This is a genomic window from Cryobacterium sp. TMT1-2-1 (assembly GCF_004403955.1).
In the GTDB taxonomy this organism is placed as follows: Bacteria; Actinomycetota; Actinomycetes; order Actinomycetales; family Microbacteriaceae; genus Cryobacterium; species Cryobacterium psychrotolerans.
Genome location: NZ_SOHC01000002.1, coordinates 20370 through 41091 on the forward strand (window position 1 = coordinate 20370; position 20722 = coordinate 41091).

A 20722-nucleotide genomic window follows, 5' to 3' on the forward strand; every position below is an offset into this window, starting at 1 on the left:
GGGTTTTCTATGCAGCCGGATCGGGGGCGGCATCAGCACGCGGTTGCGGCTCTTATGCACTGTCAACCATTCCGAAGGAGTAATCGTGTTGAGAAAAACCCTCGCCGCAGCCGCTCTCGCGGCTGCCTTTGTGCTCGTCCCCACGGCCGCGCAGGCTTTGGACTGTGTCAATGTCTCGAAGCCACCAGCCGCGTGCGGCTCCAACTGCACCAGCGGGCCGATCATCCACGGCAACTGGGCCTGGCTGCCCAGCGTGTTCCCCGGGGCCCCTGAAGTCTGGGCCTTCGTACCCCCCGGAACCATCCAGGGCTTCGGCCTCGCCGGTGAGAAGGGCAACTTCCAGAACGGTGAAGGCTACGCGCTTCTCGTGAATGCGATCTGCGACTCCCAGGGCTCGGTCCTGGTCAACCGGCAGACCGAGCACGGAATCCAGCTGCTGGAAGGATGTCCCTAGCAGGTTCTGAGCACGGCTGACATGGCCGCCCGGTCCTCCGGAGTCACCCCGAGCTCGTACGCCACGAACACCGGAACCAGCTTCTTCACATACCAGCACTGCAGCGCCGTGTCGGAGGGCAGATCGTCCCAGACGACCCGCTGGCCCGCATCGTGCCGGTCCGAGACATCCGGGTAGACCCCGGGCAGCCACTCGCTGGGGAGGGAGTCGGACTTCGAGCCGTTCTCGGAGCCCTTCACCGCCAGCAGGTTCACCGGGTCGTTCGCGAGCGCCCGGCGCTTCTCGAACGTCCAGGCCGCTCCCCCGGTGGCATACACGGCCTTGAGCGGCAGCAGGTGGTCGATCTGCACGTCATCCGACGTGTCGGCGCCGTGCACGAAGCCGATGCTCTCGCCGCTGTACGGGTCGGCGAGCGTGCCGGTCTCGACGACACAGCGGGCCGGTTTGAGGCTGACGGCCGTGAGGTCGCGGCTCAGGATGTCGTTGCGCGCGTCGCAGCCGTTCCGGTCGAAGTCGAAGGACCAGGAGTCACCGAACAGGTCGTCCCGGTGGCCGGCATAGCTCCCGTCGTCCCGGTATGCGGCGTCGGGAAGTGCGGCAACGGCGGCGACCGCGGCCGCGGAATCCAGCGTCGGACCGGCCGGGGCCGGCACGGTGGCACCCGCGGACGCGCCCGGGGGCGGGGCGGGTGCAGAAGCAGGCGCATCCGTGAAGTAGAGGAACGCGGCCAGAATGACCGCCGCGATGAGCCCTGCGCTCGCCAGGGACCCCTTCGAAGTTCTCCGCCGGCGGGTCATCGAGGGCTCACGCGAGGCATCCCGCCATCCTCCCACGCGGCGGCGGGTGGCACTGCGCGCCGGACCGTGTGAAGCTGGGGGCGTGTCCCTTCCCGCCCCGCTCCCGGACCTTCGCGACGCCCCGATGCTGGCGCGTCCGTGGGTCACGATTGTCTGGGACGACCCGGTCAATCTCATGTCCTATGTGGCCTACGTGTTCCGCAGCTACTTCGCCATTTCGGCGCACGAGGCCAAACGGCTCATGCTCCAGGTGCACAACAACGGCCGAGCCGTGGTGGCCACCGGCAACCGCGAAGAAATGGAACGTCACGTGGAAGCGATGCACGACTACGGCCTCTGGGCCACCCTGGCCAGGGCCGAAGGATGATGCGGTTCGTGCGCGACGCGACCGGCGCCGTGTCCGCGCAGTTCGTTCCGGTGGAGGTCGAGCTCCTGCGCCTCGCCGTGTCCCAGCTGGTCGGCCTGCTGGATGCCGCGGCCAGCCACGCGCTGGGGGCATCCGCCGACCCCGCGGTGCGCCGCCTGCTGCCCGACGCCTACCGCGAGGACGCGGAGGCGGCGGCGGAGTTCCGGCGGTTCACGGCCGACGGCATCCTCGACCGCAAGGAGCGCAACGCGCGCGCGGTGCTGGCCTCGCTCGGCGACGACGAATACCAGGGCGACGACTACCCGGGCGGCGAAGACGACGGTAACGAAGACGAGAGTGACCGTGGGGACGACGTGGACGACCAGCCGCCGGTGACGATCGAGCTCGACGACGCGGCCGTTCAGTCCTGGCTGCGCACCCTCACCGACCTGCGGCTGACCCTCGCCGAACGGCTCGAGCTCTCCTCGGACGGCGTGCAGCACCTCACCGGCGAGGAGGCCCCGTTCCTGGCCAACGTGTACGAATGGCTGGGCATGGTGCAGGAGTCGCTGGTGCACGCGATCGACGTCTGACGGCCTGACACCGCCGGCGCCCGCCTAGCCGAAGAGCGCCGAGACCCTGGTCAGGGTCATGAACACCCCGTAGGCCAGCGGAATCCCGACCAGCGCCCAGGCGAGCGTGAGTTTTGTCCTCGTCATGTCAGGACTCCAATGCTGGTTCGCGCACCGTCGCCGGCGTCGCTACGGGTTCGTGGAAGGTGGAATGGACCGGACGGACGAACAGGTTCGCGATGAAACCGATCACCAGCAGCCCCACCATCGTGAGCAGCGCCGGCTGGTACGCCTGGGCGGTGAGCTCCCCCGGGGTTCCCTGGGCGTCCAGGAAGCCGTTGACGATCAGGGGACCTGCGATCCCGGCGGCGGACCACGCGGTGAGAAGCCGGCCGTGGATGGCGCCGACCTGGAAGGTGCCGAAGAGGTCGCGCAGATAGGCCGGTACGGTCGCGAAACCGCCTCCGTAGAAGGAGATGATCACGAAGGCCAGCAGCACGTAGAGCGCCGTCGTTGACGAACCGACGAGGGCCAGGAGGAGGTACAGCACCGTGCCGACCCCCAGATAGACCATGTAGATGTTCCGGCGCCCGGTCTTGTCCGAGGTGGCGGACCAGGCGAACCGGCCGCCCATGTTGGCGATGGAGAGCAGGCCGACGAAGCCGCCGGCCACGACGGCCGACACGAGAGAGCTGCCGTCCGGCTGGCGGAAGAAGTCCTGGATCATCGGCGCCGCCTGCTCGAGGATCCCGATGCCGGCCGTGACGTTGCAGAAGAGCACGACCCAGACGAGCCAGAACTGCCGGGTGCGGATCGCGTTGGCCGCGGAGACGTTGTTGCTCGTGACGAGCGGCTTCGCCGCGATCGTGGCCGGGTCGAAGCCTGCGGGCTTCCAGCCGGCGGCGGGAACCCGGATCGTGAACGCGCCGAACATCATGTAGGCGAGGTAGACGACCGCGAGGGTGAGGAAGAGCTTGCCGACCGCGTCGCCGCTGGCCACCCAGCCCTCCGCTCCCGAGTTCGGGTCGTAGAGGCCCAGCAGAGCCGTGGAGACCGGGCTGGCGATCAGGGCGCCGCCGCCGAAGCCCATGATGGCCATGCCGGTGGCCAGGCCCGGACGGTCCGGGAACCACTTGATCAGGGTGGACACGGGGGAAATGTAGCCAATGCCCAGTCCGATCCCGCCGATGAATCCGTACCCGAGGTAGACGAGCCAGAGCTGGCCGGAGAAGATGCCGAGCGAGCCGACGAGGAAGCCGCCCGACCAGAACAGCGCCGACACGAACATCGCCTTGCGCGGGCCGTTCGTGTCGACCCAGGTTCCCATCACCGCGGCCGAGAGCCCGAGCATGACGATCGCAATCGAGAAGATCAGGCCGATCTGGGTCAGGCTGACGCCGAAATGCGCGACTAGTGCGGTCTTGTAGACGCTCGTCGCGTAGGCCTGGCCGATGCACAGGTGAACGGCGAGCGCCGCCGGCGGAATGAGCCAGCGGTTGAATCCGGGAGGTGCGATCGTGCGCTCTCGATCAAGCCAGCTCATGGTGATTCCCTCATCACAGGAGAGCTGGTTCCCACAGCTCCATTGCCATCGGCAAAAACGCCGTAACGCACAGCCTATCGTGCTCCAGCGCAACATCCGGATGGGCGCGGCGTTGGGCATCCGGCCCCGCTGGGGGCAGGATGGGGTTCATGACACATAAAGCCCCGGTAGAGGACATCAACGAGAACAACCTCGTCGTCAAGAAGCCCAAGACGTCCGCGGCCGGGCTCGAGGCCGTGATCGTGGCCCTGGACCGCGGGATCGCCCAGGCCGGCGTGGCCCGCACGGCCCGGTCGCTGCTGCGGCTGAACCAGCGGAACGGCACCGACTGCCCCGGCTGCGCCTGGCCCGAGTCGCAGGGCCACCGCAAGACCGCGGAGTTCTGCGAGAACGGCGCCAAGGCCGTCGCCGAGGAGAGCACGCTGCGCACGGTGACCCCGGCCTTCTGGGCGGAGCATTCCATCACCGAGTTGTCCGAGAAGACCGAGTACTGGCTGGGCAACCAGGGGCGCATCACGCATCCGGTCGTCATCCGCCCCGGCGACACGCACTACTCGCAGATTTCCTGGAACGACGCCTTCGAGCTCATCGGCGAGCAGATCAGGGCGACGACGCCCGAGCGCACCGTGTTCTACACCTCGGGCCGCACCGCCAACGAGTCCGCGTTCATGTACCAGCTGTTCGCCCGGTCCATCGGCACCAACAACCTGCCGGACTGCTCGAACATGTGCCACGAGTCATCCGGCTCCGCGCTGAACCCCACGATCGGCATCGGCAAGGGCACCGTCTCGCTCGAGGACATCCACCAGGCCGAACTGATCTTCGTGATCGGCCAGAACCCGGGCACGAACCACCCCCGGATGCTGTCGGCCCTGGCCGAGTGCAAGGACAACGGCGGCAAGATCGTCGCCGTGAACCCGCTGCCGGAGGCCGGGCTGTTCAATTTCAGGGACCCGCAGACCCCCTCCGGACTTGTCGGCAAGGGCACCGACCTCGCCGACGAGTTCCTGCAGATCAAGGTCGGCGCCGACCTGGCCCTGTTCCAGGCGCTCGGCCACCTGCTCCTCGAGGAGGAGGAGCGCGTGCCGGGCTCCGTCGTCGACCACGAGTTCGTCGCCGCCAACACCGACGGCATCGACGCGTACCGGGCCGCCCGCAAGACCATCGACTGGGACGAAACCGAAGCGGCGACCGGCCTGTCCCGGCTGCAGATCGCCACGGTCGCCGGAATGATGGTGAAATCCAGGGCCACGATCATCTGCTGGGCGCTGGGACTGACCCAGCAACCGCACTCGGTCAACACGCTCAAGGAGATCATCAACCTGCTGCTGCTGCAGGGCAACTTCGGCAAGCCCGGCGCAGGCGCCTGCCCGGTGCGCGGCCACTCGAACGTGCAGGGAGACCGCACGATGGGCGTGTGGGAGAAGCCGCACGAGTGGATGCTGGATGCCCTGGACAAGGAATTCGGGATCGATGCCCCGCGCGCGCACGGCCTGGATTCCGTCGACACGGTCGAGGCGTTCGAGAACGACGACGTCGACGTGTTCGTGTCGATGGGCGGCAACTTCGCCCTCGCTGCCTCGGACACCGAGGCGCTGGGGGCCGCGCTGCAGCGCGTCGGCCTGACCGTGCACGTGTCCACCAAACCGAACCGTTCTCACGTGGTGCACGGCCGGACCTCGTTGATCCTGCCGACGCTCGGCCGCACGGACACCGACGACAAGCATCCGGGTGGCCGGCAGGTGCTCTCGGTCGAGGACTCCATGTCCGTGGTCCGCACCACGCAGGGGCGGCTGGAGCCGGTGTCGGAGCACCTTCTGGCCGAGCCCGTGATCGTGGCCCGGATGGCCACGGCGACCCTCGGCGAGGACCACCGCATCGACTGGAAGGCGATGGCCGAGGACTACGACGTCATCCGCGACCACATCTCGCGCGTGCTGCCGGGCTTCGAGGACTTCAACCGGCGCCTGCGCACGAAGAACGGCTTCGTGCTGCCCAACCCGCCGCGAGACTCGCGCAGCTTCGCCACCGACATCGGCCTGGCCCGGTTCACGGTCAGCCCGCTGGAATACCTGACCCCGCCGCCCGGGCACCTGATCCTGCAGACCATGCGCAGCCACGACCAGTACAACACGACGTTCTACGGGCTGGATGACCGCTACCGCGGCATCTCGGGCGGCCGCCGGGTCATCCTGATCAACAAGGACGACGCCGCCGACATGGGATTCGCGGACCGCGACCTCGTGGACGTGATCAGCACCTTCCAGGGCGAGGAACGTCGGGCGGACAGCTTCCGTCTCGTGTTCTACCCGACCCCGCGCGGCTGCGCGGCGGCGTACTTCCCCGAGGCGAACGCCCTGATGCACCGCGAACTCGTCGCCCGCGAGTCGAACACGCCCGGCTACAAGGCGATGGCCGTTCGCTTCGTGCCGCGCGCTGAGGACACCCCGCAAATGAGTTAGGGCGCGCGCCCGACCCCGCCCACAGCGACGCCCGCAGCATTGACTTGCGGAGAAAGCACCTTCCCGCGCGAAATGAAGGTACTTTCTCCGCAACTCAACCAGCATCGTCGCGGGTCAGCGCGCATGGCTCAGCTCGCGGAGCTCAGCGCGCATGGCTCAGCTCGCGGGGCTCAGCTCGCCCTGCTCGATGCGCTCTCCGCCGGCGTAGACCACCATCGAGTTGCCGCGCAGGAACCCGACGAGCGTCATCCCGACCTCGGCCGCGAACTCGGCGGCCAGCGACGACGGCGCCGAAACGGCCGCCAGCACCGGGATGCCGGCCATCAGCGCCTTCTGGGCCAGCTCGAAACTCGCCCGGCTGGAGACCATCAGAACCGTGCCGCGCAGCGGCAGCCGGTCTTCCTTGAGCGCCCAGCCGATGACCTTGTCGACCGCGTTGTGCCGGCCGACATCCTCCCTGAGCACGAGCATCTCCCCCGTCGTCCCGTCGAACAGGGCCGCCGCGTGCAGCCCGCCGGTCTTGTCGAAGACCGCCTGGGCCGCGCGCAGGGTGTCCGGGAAGGTGACGAGAAGTTCCGGTTCGATTCGCATCGAGTCATCACGGATGTCCCAGGCCGACCGGGTGCGCACGGCGTCGATGCTGGCCTTGCCGCAGAGCCCGCAGGAACTCGTGGTCAGGAACGACCTTTCCGCGCTCGGATCGGGCGCGGCGACCCCGGGCGCCAGGGTCACCTCGAGGACGTTGTAGGTGTTCACGCCCTCGTCCGTCGCCCCGGCGCAGTAGCGGGCCATCGCGAAGTGCTCACCGCGGGTGATGACGCCCTCCGAGACCAGGAACCCTGCGACGAGGTCGAAGTCATTGCCCGGGGTGCGCATCGTCACCGCGAGGGCGCGGCCGTTCACGCGCATTTCCAGCGGCTCCTCGACGGCGAGCGTATCTTCCCGCGTGACCCGGGACGCCGCGGAATCGCCGACGGTCACCCGGATGGTCTGGCGGCGGGCGGTAATCCGGCTCAACCCCGCTCACCCGCCAATGTAGGACATCTCGATCTTCTTCTTGCCGGTCGTGCGCAGCTCCCGGGTTTTCGAGCTCCGCAGGTCCGAGTAGCGATCCGTGCGCTCGCGCCAGATGGTGCCCATGACCTCGGTCAGCGCCTCGTCCGAGCATCCGGCCCGCATCAGGGCCCGCAGGTCGTGGCCCTCGGTGGCGAACAGGCAGGTGAACAGCTTGCCGTCGGTCGAGACCCGCGCCCGGGAGCAGGACCGGCAGAACGACTGGGTGACGCTGGAGATGACCCCGATCTCGCCGCTCCCGTCGAGGTAACGCCACCGGGCGGATGTCTCGCCGTCGTAGTTGGGCGCGATCGCCTCGAGCGGGAGCTCGGCCGTGATCCGGCTGATCACCTCGGCGGAGGGGACGACCTCGTCCATCTTCCAGCCGTTGCTCGTGCCGACATCCATGAACTCGATGAACCGGAGGATGTAGGGCGAACCCTTGAAGTGGCGGGCCATTGCGACGATGTCCTGGTCGTTCTGGCCGCGCTTGACCACCATGTTGATCTTGATCGGGCCGAGGCCGGCCGCGTGCGCCGCGTCGATGCCGCCCAGGACCTTCGCGACGGGGAACTTCACGTCGTTCATGGCCTGGAACGTGGCTTCGTCGAGGGAATCGAGCGACACCGTCACCCGGTCGAGCCCGGCGTCCCCGAGCGCCTGTGCCCGCACCGCGAGCGCGGAACCGTTCGTCGTCAGGGCGATGTCGATCTTGCGCCCGTCGGGCGTGCGGAGCGCGGCGAGCGAGCCCACGAGTTCCTCGAGCCCCTTGCGCAGGAGCGGCTCTCCCCCGGTGAGGCGGATCTTCTCGACACCGTGGGCGACGGAGATCCGGGCGAGCCGGGTGATCTCCTCGAAGCTGAGCAGCTCGTCTCGGTCCATGAAGGCGAAGTCCCGGCCGAAGATCTCCTTGGGCATGCAGTAGACGCAGCGGAAATTGCACCGGTCGGTCACCGAGATGCGCAGGTCGCGCAAACGGCGACCGTGGGTGTCCGTCACCGTGTCCGGCATTTCCGCGTCCGACAATTCGGCGTGCGCGGAATCGCCCGGTACCGGGGCGAAGACGTCGACGCTGGTCATACCTCGAGACTAACCCCCCGCCGCGGTGGGTCGCGTCAGTCCAGTTGGGTGCAGGTGACCGTTCGTGCGCGCAGCCACCGTTCGCCAACGTACAGATACGTGTGAGTCGACGGATCTTCTGCGCAGTCGGCGGGTCGATTTCCACCGGGAAGTTCGACGGGTGTTCCCGCTCTCGCTGCACGCGGTCAGTGCGGGAATGGTCAAGACCATCGCAGCAATCGCGATCCCGGCGGCCCGTTGGCCGCGACCTGGCCAACGAATGTTTCGATTGCGGATTCGGATTCCCCCCAACATCGAAGCGGACTGTATTTGCGAATATTTGCCGGGTGAAGACTGCGGCGTCAAGGGTCTGGTTCGGTCCTTGATCAGCCGCCGCGAAAAGGGAGACGTGCAAACTCCGCCGGGAATAGCGGGTGTCGGAGGTGTGGCGTACACTTTTCACTATCGAACATACGTTCGAGTTCATGCGAGTGCATAAACGCTGCACGAAGCCGAGTGCATGAACGCTGCACGAGGCAGGCTGCACGAGGCAGTCAGAGAGGTCGGGCCATGTCGCAGGTCGCATTTCCACGGATCACATCTCCCCAGATCACATCTCCCCAGATCATCGACGCGCGGGTCGACGTGGAGCTCTCCGCGGACGGCGATCCGCGCTCGTTCATCTGGAATCGATTCGAACACACCGTCATCGGGCAGCCCCAGGCGGTCTTCTCCCGCACCAGCTGGTGGGAGAACGACGGGGTGCCCACCCGCATCGACACCGAGCTGTGGCGCCTCGATGCGTCACGCGGAGGCGAGGAACAGCACCGTTACGACCTGCGACACGATGTCGACGGGTCCTGGGTGCTGGCTCTCGACTGGGGATGACACCGGGCATGGCCTTCCCGCACCTCCACGTCGCCAGCGCGTACTCCCCGCACTACGGCGTGACGCTCCCGGAGACCCTCGCCGAGCAGGCCGCGGCGCAGGGCGCCGGATTCCTCGCCGTGACCGACCGGGACGGCCTCTACGGCGCGGTCAAGCACGTGCGCGCGTGCGTGGCGGCGGGCATCCGGCCGGGGCTCGGCGCCGACCTGGCCGTGCATGACGACGAGCACCGGCCCATCGGGCGGGTGGTGGTGCTCGCGCACGGCAGCACGTCCGGCCGCGGCTACGCCGCCCTCTGCCGCGCGGTCTCTGCTTGTCATGAATCCGGCTCCGCCCACCGGGCCGGCAAGACACCGTCGATCAACCGGGCCCGCCTCGCCGAGCTGGCCGGCCTCCGCGCCCTCACGGTGCTCATCGGTCCCGACTCCGACGTGGGCGCCGCCCTGCTCCGCCGCGACACCGCCGAGGCCCGTGCCCGCCTGGCGTCGTGGCTTCGGACGATGCCCCCCGGGTCGCTGGCCCTCGAGGTGGTCTGCCACCTCGCCGACTCCGGCCGGCCCGGCAGCGTGGCGCCGGCCACCCGGATGCTCGGCCTCGCCGAACACGCAGGACTGCCGGCCGTGCTCACCAACGCCGTTCGCTACGGCACCCCGGAGGAGGCGGTCACGGCCGACCTCGCCGACGCCGCCCGCGCGCTCACCCCGCTCGCCCAGCTGGAGCAGCTGCAGTCCAACGGCCAGGCGTGGCTGAAGCCGGCAGCGCTGATGCGGCAGGTCGCCCGGATGGTGGTCGACGCCGGCACCCACGAGGGTGGAGCCCTCGAGCGTCTGCTCCGGGACACCGAACTGCTCGCGGAACGGTGCGCGCTCGACCCGGTCGCCGACATCGGCCTCGGCCGGCCGCGCATGCCGGAGGCGAGCGTCATCGGCGTCACCGGCGACCCGGTCGCCGAGTTGTGGCGGCGCGCCCGGCACGGCATCGACACCCGGTACGCCGGAACCGGCCAGGTCGAGGCCGCGCACGCCCGCCTGGCCCACGAGATGAAGACCGTCGAACACCTCGGCTTCGCCAGCTACTTCCTCACCGTGGCCCGGGTCGCGGACCTCATCCGGGATATGGGCGTGCGCATCCAGGCGCGCGGCTCCGGCGTGGGCTCCGTGCTCAATTACGCCCTCCACACCTCGTCGGTGGAACCCCTTTCCAATGGGCTGCTCTGGGAGCGATTCCTCTCCCCCGAACGCCAGACCCTGCCTGACATCGACCTGGACGTGGAGTCGGCCAGGCGGCACGACATCTACCGGGCCATCTTCGCCACCTTCGGCAGCGACCGGGTCAGCCTGATGTCGATGACCAACGCCTACCGGGGGCGCGGCGCCGTGCGCGATGCGGGCCTGGCCCTGGGGCTGCCCGACGACCAGGTCGCCGCGATCGCGAAACAGATGTGGCGCTTCAACGCCCGCGACTTCCGGCGCGCCCTCGACGAGAAACCGGAGCTCGAGGCGCTGGCCGCCGAGGTGCGCGAGTCGCAGCAGCTCGACCTGCTCGTCGACCTCACCGCGAAACTCGACCGGCTCCCCCGGCACATCTCGGTGCACCCCTGCGGCGTCATCCTGTCCGACGCCTCGCTGCTGGACCGCACCCCGGTGCAGGCATCCGGGATGGGCCTGCCGATGTCCCAGTTCGACAAGCACGACATGGACCCGATGGGCCTGATCAAGCTCGACATCCTCGGCGTGCGCATGCAGTCCGCGATGGCCCACGCCGTCGCCGAGCACCGCCGGCTCACCGGGGAAACCATCGACCTCGACCGGGTGCCGCTGGATGACCCGGCGACCTATGAGCTCATCCGCTCCACCCGCACGCTCGGGATCTTCCAGCTGGAGTCCCCCGGCCAGATGGAGCTGGTCGGCAAGCTGCAGCCCGAGGTGTTCAACGACCTCACCGTCGAGATCTCGCTCTTCCGGCCCGGGCCGATGCAGAACAACATGCCGCTGCTCTACCTGCAGGCGCGGCACGGCGAGGTCGCTCCCGATTACCTGCACCCCCGGTTCGAAGCGATCCTGCGGGAAACCAAGGGTGTCGTCATCTTCCACGAGCAGGTGATGCGCCTCTTCGACGAACTGACCGGCTGCGGCCTGGGCAAGGCGGATGTCTTCCGCCGCCACCTGGGCAAGCCCGACCAGCTCCCCGAGATCGAGGCCTGGCTGAGGGAACGCGCCCTCGAGCGCGGGTTCCCGCCCGCGGTCATCAGCCGGGTCTGGAAGGTGCTCGCCGGGTTCGGCAGCTTCGGGTTCGCCAAGGCCCACGGCGCCGCATTCGCCCTGCCCACCTACCAGTCCGCGTGGTTGAAGACCCACCATCCGGCCGTGTTCCTGGCCGGCCTCCTCACCCACGACCCCGGCATGTGGCCCAAGGACCTGCTCGTCGCCGAGGCGCGCACGCTCGGCGTCCCCGTGCTGGGGCTCGACGTGCAGCACAGCGCCCTCGATTACCGGGTGGAAGAACTCGTCGACGGACGGCAGGGCATCCGGCTGGCGCTGCCGGAACTGGCCGGCAGCAGCGAGACCGAGCGCGCCAGGATCGCCCGGCATCAGCCCTTCACCTCGCTGCAGGACTTCCGGGACCGCGTGCGGCCGAGGCGCAGGTCGTTCGAGGCCCTGGCCCGGGTCGGTGCGCTCGACAGTTTCATCGGGTACGACCGTGATCGCCGCCACGAACTCCTCGCCCACATCCAGGGGCTGCAGGGCACCGCCGTCGCCATCGACGACGACCAGCTCGCCTTCGATGTGGACCTGCCCGTGCCCGACTACCTCGGCGCCGTCACCTCACTCGACCTGCGGGGCCGCACGCAGACCGACCTGGAACTGCGAGACCTCCACCTGGCCATCGGCCACCACCAGATGGAACGCTTCCATTCCCTCTTCGCCGAGCTCGGCGTGACCCCGGCGTCGGCGCTCGGGTCGCTGCCCGGCGGCACCGAGGTGCTCATCGCCGGAGTCCGACGCGCCACCAATACGCCGCCGATGCGGGGCGGACGACGGGTCGTCTTCGTCAGCCTCGACGACGGCACCGGCCCGGTCTCCAACGTGGTCTTCTTCCACGACGCCCAGGAACGCGTCGGCGGGCAGGTGTTCTCGACGAACTACATGCTCGTTCGCGGCCGCACCCGCCGGTCCGGCGCGAAGGGCGTTTCCGTCACCGGTGAGAACCTCTGGGACCTGTTCGAGGTGGCCCGTCAGGTCGCCCAGCGCCAGGCGGCGGATCGGCTGGCGACCGCGAAAGCCGATGCGGCACAGGCCGCGGAGACCGCGGGCGCCCTGCGCACAGCGGAGCCGCACCACAACGTGCACCACCTGTGGCCGGCGACGCGGCGCGCGTGAGCCGAGTCGCCTACCCGCCCTTCGGGTTCTTCCCCCGCCCATTCTGGTCGGGCTTCGGCTTCTCGACCGGCGGTGTGGCGGGCTCCGGCTCGGCGGGCGGCGCCTCCGGCTTCGGCTTGGACGGCGTCGCATCCGGTTTCGGCGCCGCCGGCTTCGGGATCGCCGGCTTCGGGGTCGGTTTCGGCTTCGGCGCCTCCACCTTGCCGATGACCGAGCCGGAGGCCTCCGGGAAGGAACCGCCCCCGTACTTCGCGTTCGCGACCGACATCACGGCCGGCCACATCCGGTGGCGGGCGGTGGCGGCGTAGCCGCTATCGAAGGAGAATTGCCGCTGGTTGAGGGTGCCGGTGACGGCAACGACCCCGACGACCGTGGCGACCTTGGTGGTTGCCCCGCTCATCCAGGTGTCTTTCGCACCGTCAGTGGTTCCCGTCTTGCCGATCATCGGCACCCGGGGGGACGTGTCGGCGTAGGACTGCTGCGCGGTGCCGTTCGTCATCACCCGCTGCATGGCGTAGGTCATGCCGGCGATCAGCTTCGGGTCCAGGGAGCGCTTACAGGTGGTCTTCGGCACCGGAATTTCGGTGCCGTCGACCCCGACGACGCGGTCAATAGCGACCGGTGAGCAGGTGGTGCCCCTGTTGGCGATCCCGGCGAAGGCTACGGCCATCGTCAGCGGCGCGATCTCGTTCGTCCCAATCACCGAGCTGGCGCCCTGATCGAGCGGCTTCCCGTTGGCGCGGTGCACCCCGAACGACTCGGCCGTCTTGCGGATGCCGCAGAGGTCGAGCTTCTTCGCCATCCCGATGAAGCCGGTGTTGATGGAGCCGATCGTCGCCTGCAGCGCGGAGTAGTTCGACCCGGACTCGTTCTGGTCGTTTCGCGGGTTGAACCCCTGGGAGTCGTAGTTCTGCGGCCCGAGGCAGCTGTCCCGGAACGTTCCCCAGTTCGACTTGCGGCGGGTGTCGGACCGTTCGTTGAGGGTGTGCCCCTCCTTGAGCCACTCGGCGAGCGTGAAGACCTTGTAGGTGGACCCCGGCTGGAACCCGCTCGAGCCGCCTTCGGTGTAGTCCGTGTTGTAGTTGATGCCGGTGTAGTTGCGGCCCTTCGCCTGCACGGCCGGATCCTGGCTGTAGTCCTTGTTCTGCACCATCGCGAGCACGCGGCCCGTGCCGACCTGCACGCTGGAGATGACTCCCCCGACGTCGCCCCGCGCGAAGACCTTCGGGATGTTCTTGTTCATCGCGGTGATCGCGGCTCGCTGCAGGTCCAGGTCGAGGGTCGAGAAGACGTTGTAGCCGCCGCGGCGGAATTTGAGCCTGCGCTCTTCCGCATCCTCGCCGAAAACGGGATCGTTCAGCAGCTTCTTCGTGACGTAGTCGCAGAAGTAGGCGCTGGAACCGGCGCTCTGGCAGCCGGTGCTCGGCTCCGTGATCTTCGGCTCGACCGGCGTGGCGACCGCCTCCGTGTAGGCCGCCCTCGTGATCTTGTCCTGCTTGTACATCTCCGTGAGGATGTAGTCGCGGCGTTCCCGATTGGCCGCATACCCGTTCGCCGTTCCGTTGCTTGCGCCGGTCGGGTAGTCGAGCTGGAACTTGACCGGGTTGTTCACGATCGCCACCAGGCTCGCGGCCTGCGGCAGGGTCACCTTCGCCGCCGTCGTGCCGTAGTAGTAGTTTGCGGCCGCCTCGATGCCGTACACCGTTCCGCCGAAGCCGGTGATGTTGAGGTACTGCCGAAGGATCTCGTTCTTGGAGTACCGTTTCTCGACGCCGATCGCGAGTCGCATCTCCTTGAGTTTGCGTTCCGGAGTCGTCTCGGTCGCGGCGAAATAGCAGGCGTCGTGTTTCCTGGCATCGGCAATGGCCTCGCATTTCTGCACCAGGACGTTCTTCACATACTGCTGGGTGATGGATGACCCGCCCTGGGTCTGACCGCCGGCGGCGGTCTTCACGGTCGCTCGCACAGTGCCCTGGAGGTCGACTCCGCTGTGCTCGAAGAAGCGAGGATCTTCGCCTGCGACGGCCGCATCCTTCACGTACTGGCTCATCGAATCGAACGGAACCTCGACCCGGTTCTGGTCGTAGAACGACGCGAGGAGCACCTTCGTCCCGTTGGCCTCGGTGGCGTAGATGTTGCTTTTCTGGGCGAGCTGGTCGATGGCCACGTAGTCGGGCAGGTTTTCGAACACGGTGATCGTGTTCGTCGCGGCCATCCCCGTCACTGCCAGGACCGGGGCGATGCCCGCGGTGACGAGCACCCCCGCCATGGCGCTCACGATCACGAGCCCGATGAATCCGCCGAGCACGCCACCGGGCGTTCGGTGCTCATCGAACATCGAATTCCGTGACCGTCTGGACATCACCCGATTACCCCCAAGCTGGAAGCCTCATCCACCCGCAAGCGGCCGACGGCGAACTCGCCATCGGCAATCCAGCATCATCCGGACGCCGGCTTCGGTCAAGGGGGTCGACAGCCCTCGTTCCAGCTGAGTCCGGTCACAGCAGGCTCCCATCCGACCGTGGCCTAAACTCGGACGGTGACCCAAACACCCGAACCGCGCCTTTTCCGTGAGCAATCCCGTTGGGTGCAGGGTGTCGGATTCATGATCTTCTTCAGCCGCTGGCTGCAGGCACCGCTCTACATCGGCCTGATCCTCGCGCAGATCATCTACGTCGTCGTGTTCATGGTCGAACTGTTCCACCTCGGCTCCGGCGTGGTGGAATCCCTCCTGAACCCCGGGTCACACGGGATCGAGATCGACGAAGCCAAGATCATGCTCGCGGTCCTCGGCCTGATCGACGTCGTCATGATCGCGAATCTCCTGATCATGGTCATCATCGGCGGCTACGAAACGTTCGTGTCCAGGATCCGCATCGAGGGCCACCCCGACCAGCCGGAATGGCTTTCCCACGTCAACGCCAACGTGCTCAAGGTCAAGCTCGCGATGGCCATCGTCGGCATCTCGTCGATCCACCTGCTCAAGACGTTCATCGAAGTCGGCGACCTGGCAGCCCGGGGTGCCACACCAAGCGCAGGCCAGGACAACGTCACCGGCGAGACCTACACCTGGGACGGGGTGCTCTGGCAGGTCATCATCCACATGGTCTTCATCCTCTCCGCCATCGCCCTGGCCTGGATCGACCGGATGTCCCAGTCGGCCGGGCACGCGCCGGCGGTCTCACCGTCCGCCGCCTCACCCGTCCTGGCCGCGGGACCGACGCCGCGCCTGGCCCTGGACGCACCGCACCACGCGAACCCCGCGCTGGGATCTGCGGCCGCGAGCCACCTGCTCCAGCTCGGGCAGCTCCGCGACGCCGGAGTGGTGACCGAGGACGAGTTCGAGGCCAAGAAGTCCGAACTGCTGGCGCGCCTGTAGCCGGGCCGGGCTGGCGTACTGTGACCGATATGGGTGAGCGAGGGTCCGGCCGGGACGCAGAGGCGACGGGGCACCTCGCTTTCGGCCGCGGCACCGCTCTCCCGGAGTACGTCAACCTGTGGGTCTCGCGGCAGCGCTGGTACGGGGGCACGGGGCGCGTCGCCGCCCTGCGGAGCATCGGCGAGTGGACCCTGCCGACGACCGAACCCGGGGTGAGCATCCGCACCCACCTCGTGCTCGACACGGCAAGCCCGGAGCTGCCGCTGTTCCAGCTGCCGCTCACCGAGCGCGGATCGCCCCTGGCACAGGGACAAGCGGCCCTCGTGGGCAGGGGCACCGGGGACGTATTCGTCTACGACGCCCCGCACGACCCGGCGTATGCACCGGCGCTGATGAGCTTCATCCTGGGCCGGGCATCCTCCCCAGCCGCCCGGGATCACGACGCGTCCGCCCATGGCGAGACGCTGCCGGCGGGCGCGGCGGATGCGCACTCGCACGCGCACGCGGCGACCGTCGTGGCCAGCCGGGTGGTCAGCGGTGAACAGTCCAACACCTCGATCATCGTCGACACCGCCGATGCTCACGGGAACCCCTCCCGTCCGATCATCTGCAAGGTGTTCCGGGCCGTCCACCACGGCGAGAATCCCGATGTCGTCCTGCAGCCCGCCCTGGCCGAGGCCGGTTCCCGGTTCGTGCCGGCCCCGCTCGGCTGTGTGGTGGGTGAGTGGGACGACCCCGGGCAGCCTGGGGGGCGCGCTCGTGGCCACCTGGCATTCGCCCAGGAGTTCCTGCCGGGTGTGGAGGACGCCTGGCGGGTGGCGCTCGGCGCCGCCGAGGCCGGCGAAGATTTCAGCGCCGCGGCACGCACGCTCGGCGAGGCCACCGCCTCCGTGCATGCCGACCTCGCGCGCGCCATGCCGACCCGCGAGGCCACGCCCGAGTTCATCCAGGGCGTGTTGGAGGGCATGCGCGAGCGCCTGCGCGCGGCCGCCCAGGAGGTGCCCGCCCTCGCCGCCCACGGCTCGGCGATCGAGGCCGTCTTCGGCCGGGTGCGGTCGGCTCCCTGGCCCAGGCTTCAGCGCATCCACGGCGACTACCACCTCGGCCAGGTCCTGCACGCCCCGGGGCGAGGCTGGGTCCTGGTGGACTTCGAGGGTGAGCCCCTGCGGCCCATGCACGAACGCGACCAGCCGGATGTCGCCCTGCGCGATGTCGCGGGCATGCTCCGGTCGTTCTCCTACGCGGCGGGCACCATCATCATGGCCCACCCGGAACGCGATCCTGCCCGGGCAGCGGAGTGGGCCACGGCCTGCCGCCGGGCGTTCCTCGATGGCTACGCGGCACGCTCCGGGCGGGACGCGCGGGGCGACGCTGCCCTCCTCGACGCATTCGAGCTGGACAAGGCCGTCTACGAGACGGTGTACGAGACCCGCAACCGGCCCGCGTGGCTGCCGATCCCCCTGGCCGCGGTCAGGAGCCTCCTCGAGGCGGCTGGCGGCGCCGCCCGCTGAGCCTCGCCACTGCCGCGGGCCCCGGCCGCCGACTCCGACCCGATGGCCGGGGCGACTGGCCGAGAGTACACTCGGCTCCGCCGGCCTGTCCGGTCGGCTCAGCCAGGGGTGTCAGCCCGGGGTGGAGGAGCGGAAATGGTTGCGGTCACCGGGTCGCCGAAGCGCGGGTCACCGCAGCGGCCCGTCATCCTGTTGTCCATCGGGGAGGCCGGCGCCAGGGCCAGCGTGCGTGGCGAGCTGGAACGCCGCTACTCAGCCGACTACGGGATTACGGAGTCTGGCACCGCCGCCCGGGACGGCGAGGCCTTGCGCGAGGCCGCCAACCGCGGCGAACAGGTGGCGCTGCTGCTGGCGGACGACCCGAGGCTCCTGCCCGGCGGCGAGACGGTTTTCGCCGAGGCGCGACGCCTGTTCCCGGACATCCGGCGCGGGCTCCTGATCAATTGGGGCGCCTGGGCGGATCGGGAAACGGCGGAGAGTGTCCTCCAGCTCATGGCGACGGGCCAGATCGACTACTACGTGATCAGGCCGTGGCAATCGCCGGACGAATACTTCCACCGCACCGTCACCGAGTTCCTCCTCGAGTGGGAGCGGGCGATCGGCCTGCGGCCCCGCGAGGTCACCGTGATCGGCGACGACGCGCAACCGCGAGTCCATGATCTGCGCAGCGTCCTCGCCCGCGGAGGCGTCCCACACGCCTACGCTGCCCCCGACTCCGACGACGGCAGGAGGATGCTGGCCGAATCCGGAGCGGAGTACGCCGGAGTCCCCCTGGTGTGGGTGCGGGGCGGTCGGATCCTGAGCGACCCGAGCTACGCGGAATTGGCGCAGGCTTACGGGCTGACCACCGAGCTGCCGGAGGCCGCCGAGGTCGACGTCGCGATTGTCGGCGCCGGGCCGGCCGGACTGGCGGCGGCCGTCTACGCGGCATCCGAGGGACTCCGGACCTTCGTGACTGAACGCGAATCGATCGGCGGCCAGGCCGGTTCCAGCTCGCTCATTCGCAACTACCTCGGCTTTGCCCGCGGCATCTCGGGCTCGGAGCTGGCCGCGCGTGCCTACCAGCAGGCGTGGGTCTTCGGCGCCGGCTTCGCCCACTCGCGCGACGTCGTCGGCCTCCAGGCCGACGACGTCGCATTCCGGATCACCGTCGCACCAGGGGAGGTTCTTCGCGCGCGGTCGGTCGTGATCGCCGCCGGGGTGTCGTACCGCCGGCTGGCGGTGCCCGAGCTGGCCGAGCACGTCGGCGTCTCTGTGTTCTACGGGGCGTCGGCGGTCGAGGCCCGGGCGCAGGCCGGGAAGGCCGTACACGTCGTCGGCGGAGGCAACTCCGCCGGCCAGGCCGCGCTGCACCTGGCGCGCTATGCCAGGTCGGTCACCCTGCTCGTGCGGGGCCTGACCCTTGCCGAGAGCATGTCCCGGTACCTCATCGACCAGATGGAGGCCGCCGGCGTCCGGGTGGAGACGCATGTGGAGGTCGTCGGCGGCGGCCCGTCCGGTCGCCTCGATCACCTGGTGCTGCGCGACCGCGCGACCGGCGTCGACCGCGTCGTGCCCAGCGACGCCCTCTTCGTGCTGATCGGGGCCGCGCCGCACACGGAATGGCTGCCGGAGAGCGTCGTCCGCGACCGCTGGGGGTACATCCTCACCGGCGCCGACGTCCTGGCCGAAGGCGGCCGCCGGGCCTGGCCGCACGAACGGGAGCCCGGCGCCCTGGAGTCCTCGCTGCCGGGCGTGTTCGCGGTCGGGGATGTTCGCCGCGGCTCGGTCAAACGGGTGGCGTCCGCGGTCGGCGAAGGTTCGGTTGTCGTGTCCTCCGTGCACGAGTACCTGGCGCGCGCCGGCGCCGGCGACCCACGACACACATGAGCCGCGGCACGGGCGGCCTGCCCCTGGCACGGGCCGTCCCAACAGCGGCCCTCCTGCTCGCGCCCCTGGGCGGGCTCGCCCTGCTCGTCTTCCGGCCCGACCTGGACGGCACCTGGGAGCACCACCCGGCACACTTCTGGCTCGTCCTGGGGATCGGCGGAATCAACGCGGCGCTGGCCTACGCGACCGGATCCGCGGCCCGGCTGCGCGGTGATGACAGGCTGCTGCTCGTGTCGCTCGCGTTCCTCGCCGCCGCGGGCTTCCTCGCCTTGCACGCCCTCGCCACACCCAGGGTGCTTCTCGACGCGCCCAACCCCGGTTTCGTGCTCGCGACGCCCGTCAGCCTGCTCGTCGCGGCCGGGTTCGCCGCCGCATCGAGCCTGCGCCTCGGCGATGATCGCGCCCTCGCCATCGTGCGGCGGGGTCCCTGGCTGCTCTGGGGGCTCGTGGCCCTGATGCTTGCCTGGGGCGTCGCCTCGCTGGCCGGCGTCGGTCCGCAAGGCCAGGCCGTGGCCGAGAGTGCATCCGGTCCGCTGGTCTGGCTTGCCGTGGCGGGCTTCGCCCTGTACGCCACTGCGGTCTACAAGTACCTGCGCCTGCCCCGTTCCGCGGGATCAACACTTCCCCTGGCCATGGCTGCGGCGTTCACGCTGCTGGCCGAGGCGGAGATCGCCATCGTCTGGGGCCGGAACTGGCATGCGTCCTGGTGGGAATGGCACCTGCTCATGCTGGCCGCCTTCGTCGTGATCGCCATCGCCGCGCAGCGGTCCTGGCGCGAGGAACGGTGGGCCGGACTGTACCGCGCAGAGACAGCCTCCTCCGAACGACCCATATCGGTAGTCTTCGCCGACCTGCAGGGCTTCACGACGTTCTCTGAGAAGCACTCGCCGGCGCAGGTCACCGAGATGCTCAACCAGTACTTCACCGTGGCGATCCCGCCGATCGTGGATCGGTTCGGCGGCCAGATCGACCGGATCATCGGCGACGCGATCATGGTGACGTTCAACACCCACGGGGACCAGCCCGACCACGCCCAGCGGGCATCCGGCGCGGCGCTGGCCCTGCAGGCCGCGGCCTCGGCCGTCGCGGAGGCGCACCCGGGCTGGCCTCGGTTCCGTGCGGGGGTCAACACGGGGGTTGCGACAGTGGGCGTCGTCGGAGCCGCAGGCGGACGCACCTACACGGCGATCGGCGACGTCGTGAACGTGGCCTCCCGGCTCGAGGCGCTCGCCCCGGTCGGCGGCGCCGTGGTGAGCAGCGAAACCCTGGCCGGCCTGTCCGGCGCCGAAACGACCCCGCTCGGACGGATCCCGGTGAAGGGGCGCACGGAACCCGTCGACGTGCACCTGCTCGTGGCGCTCTACGCCGAGCAGGACACCTGACTCATGACCCCTGACTGATGACACCTG

At 69.2% G+C, this 20722-nt stretch carries 15 protein-coding genes; 10 read left to right on the forward strand and 5 right to left on the reverse strand.

Features of this window, described 5'->3' with window-relative positions:
- The first annotated feature begins 85 nt into the window (after positions 1-85).
- The gene (locus E3T33_RS00245) at positions 86-454 is read left to right on the forward strand and encodes a hypothetical protein (protein ID WP_134574511.1); all 369 of its coding nucleotides are present in this window, start codon (positions 86-88) and stop codon (positions 452-454) included.
- Here E3T33_RS00245 and E3T33_RS00250 read toward each other — a convergent pair.
- Positions 451-1251, reverse strand: coding sequence for an HNH endonuclease family protein (locus tag E3T33_RS00250; RefSeq protein WP_134574512.1), 801 nt, complete (start codon positions 1249-1251; stop codon positions 451-453). The two genes, E3T33_RS00245 and E3T33_RS00250, sit on opposite strands and share 4 nt — an antisense overlap.
- A gap of 124 nt (positions 1252-1375) precedes the next feature.
- Here E3T33_RS00250 and clpS point away from each other — a divergent pair, with 124 nt between their 5' ends.
- Both clpS and E3T33_RS00260 read left to right on the forward strand, forming a co-directional pair.
- Complete coding sequence (gene clpS / locus E3T33_RS00255) at positions 1376-1618, forward strand: ATP-dependent Clp protease adapter ClpS (RefSeq protein WP_134574523.1); 243 nt, start codon at positions 1376-1378, stop codon at positions 1616-1618.
- 8 nt (positions 1619-1626) lie between these two features.
- The gene (locus tag E3T33_RS00260; protein ID WP_166784342.1) at positions 1627-2190 is read left to right on the forward strand and encodes a DUF2017 family protein; all 564 of its coding nucleotides are present in this window, start codon (positions 1627-1629) and stop codon (positions 2188-2190) included.
- Between the two features lie 127 nt (positions 2191-2317).
- On the opposite strand, the gene E3T33_RS00265 is transcribed toward E3T33_RS00260, so the two are convergent.
- Positions 2318-3712 (reverse strand): OFA family MFS transporter, encoded by a 1395-nt coding sequence (locus E3T33_RS00265; protein WP_134574513.1) that lies wholly within the window; start codon positions 3710-3712, stop codon positions 2318-2320.
- A gap of 149 nt (positions 3713-3861) precedes the next feature.
- Between E3T33_RS00265 and E3T33_RS00270 the strand changes: the two genes are divergently transcribed.
- Entirely contained in the window at positions 3862-6174 is a 2313-nt protein-coding gene (locus E3T33_RS00270) for an FdhF/YdeP family oxidoreductase (protein ID WP_092321404.1), read from the forward strand.
- Between the two features lie 156 nt (positions 6175-6330).
- On the opposite strand, the gene fdhD is transcribed toward E3T33_RS00270, so the two are convergent.
- Positions 6331-7191, reverse strand: coding sequence for a formate dehydrogenase accessory sulfurtransferase FdhD (fdhD, locus tag E3T33_RS00275; protein ID WP_092321403.1), 861 nt, complete (start codon positions 7189-7191; stop codon positions 6331-6333).
- 6 nt (positions 7192-7197) lie between these two features.
- A complete protein-coding gene (gene moaA, locus E3T33_RS00280; protein WP_092321402.1) occupies positions 7198-8307 on the reverse strand; it encodes a GTP 3',8-cyclase MoaA in 1110 nt (369 codons plus the stop codon).
- 549 nt (positions 8308-8856) lie between these two features.
- Between moaA and E3T33_RS00285 the strand changes: the two genes are divergently transcribed.
- Entirely contained in the window at positions 8857-9174 is a 318-nt protein-coding gene (locus E3T33_RS00285; RefSeq protein WP_092321401.1) for a hypothetical protein, read from the forward strand.
- On the forward strand, positions 9171-12554 hold the full coding sequence (gene dnaE, locus E3T33_RS00290) for a DNA polymerase III subunit alpha (protein WP_241982768.1): 3384 nt from the start codon (positions 9171-9173) through the stop codon (positions 12552-12554). Before E3T33_RS00285 ends, dnaE begins: the two co-directional genes overlap by 4 nt.
- Positions 12555-12564: 10 nt before the next feature.
- Here the strand turns inward: dnaE and E3T33_RS00295 are convergent, their stop codons facing one another.
- On the reverse strand, positions 12565-14892 hold the full coding sequence (locus E3T33_RS00295; RefSeq protein ID WP_166784343.1) for a transglycosylase domain-containing protein: 2328 nt from the start codon (positions 14890-14892) through the stop codon (positions 12565-12567).
- 201 nt (positions 14893-15093) lie between these two features.
- Between E3T33_RS00295 and E3T33_RS00300 the strand changes: the two genes are divergently transcribed.
- From E3T33_RS00300 to E3T33_RS00315, 4 genes are all read left to right on the forward strand, one after another.
- Entirely contained in the window at positions 15094-15933 is an 840-nt protein-coding gene (locus E3T33_RS00300) for a TIGR00645 family protein (RefSeq protein ID WP_135109219.1), read from the forward strand.
- A gap of 29 nt (positions 15934-15962) precedes the next feature.
- Complete coding sequence (locus E3T33_RS00305; protein ID WP_166784344.1) at positions 15963-17444, forward strand: phosphotransferase; 1482 nt, start codon at positions 15963-15965, stop codon at positions 17442-17444.
- 135 nt (positions 17445-17579) lie between these two features.
- Entirely contained in the window at positions 17580-19313 is a 1734-nt protein-coding gene (locus E3T33_RS00310) for an FAD-dependent oxidoreductase (protein WP_166784345.1), read from the forward strand.
- Positions 19310-20695 (forward strand): adenylate/guanylate cyclase domain-containing protein, encoded by a 1386-nt coding sequence (locus E3T33_RS00315; RefSeq protein WP_134574514.1) that lies wholly within the window; start codon positions 19310-19312, stop codon positions 20693-20695. The genes E3T33_RS00310 and E3T33_RS00315 overlap by 4 nt, the downstream gene beginning before the upstream one ends.
- The last annotated feature ends 27 nt before the right edge of the window (positions 20696-20722 follow it).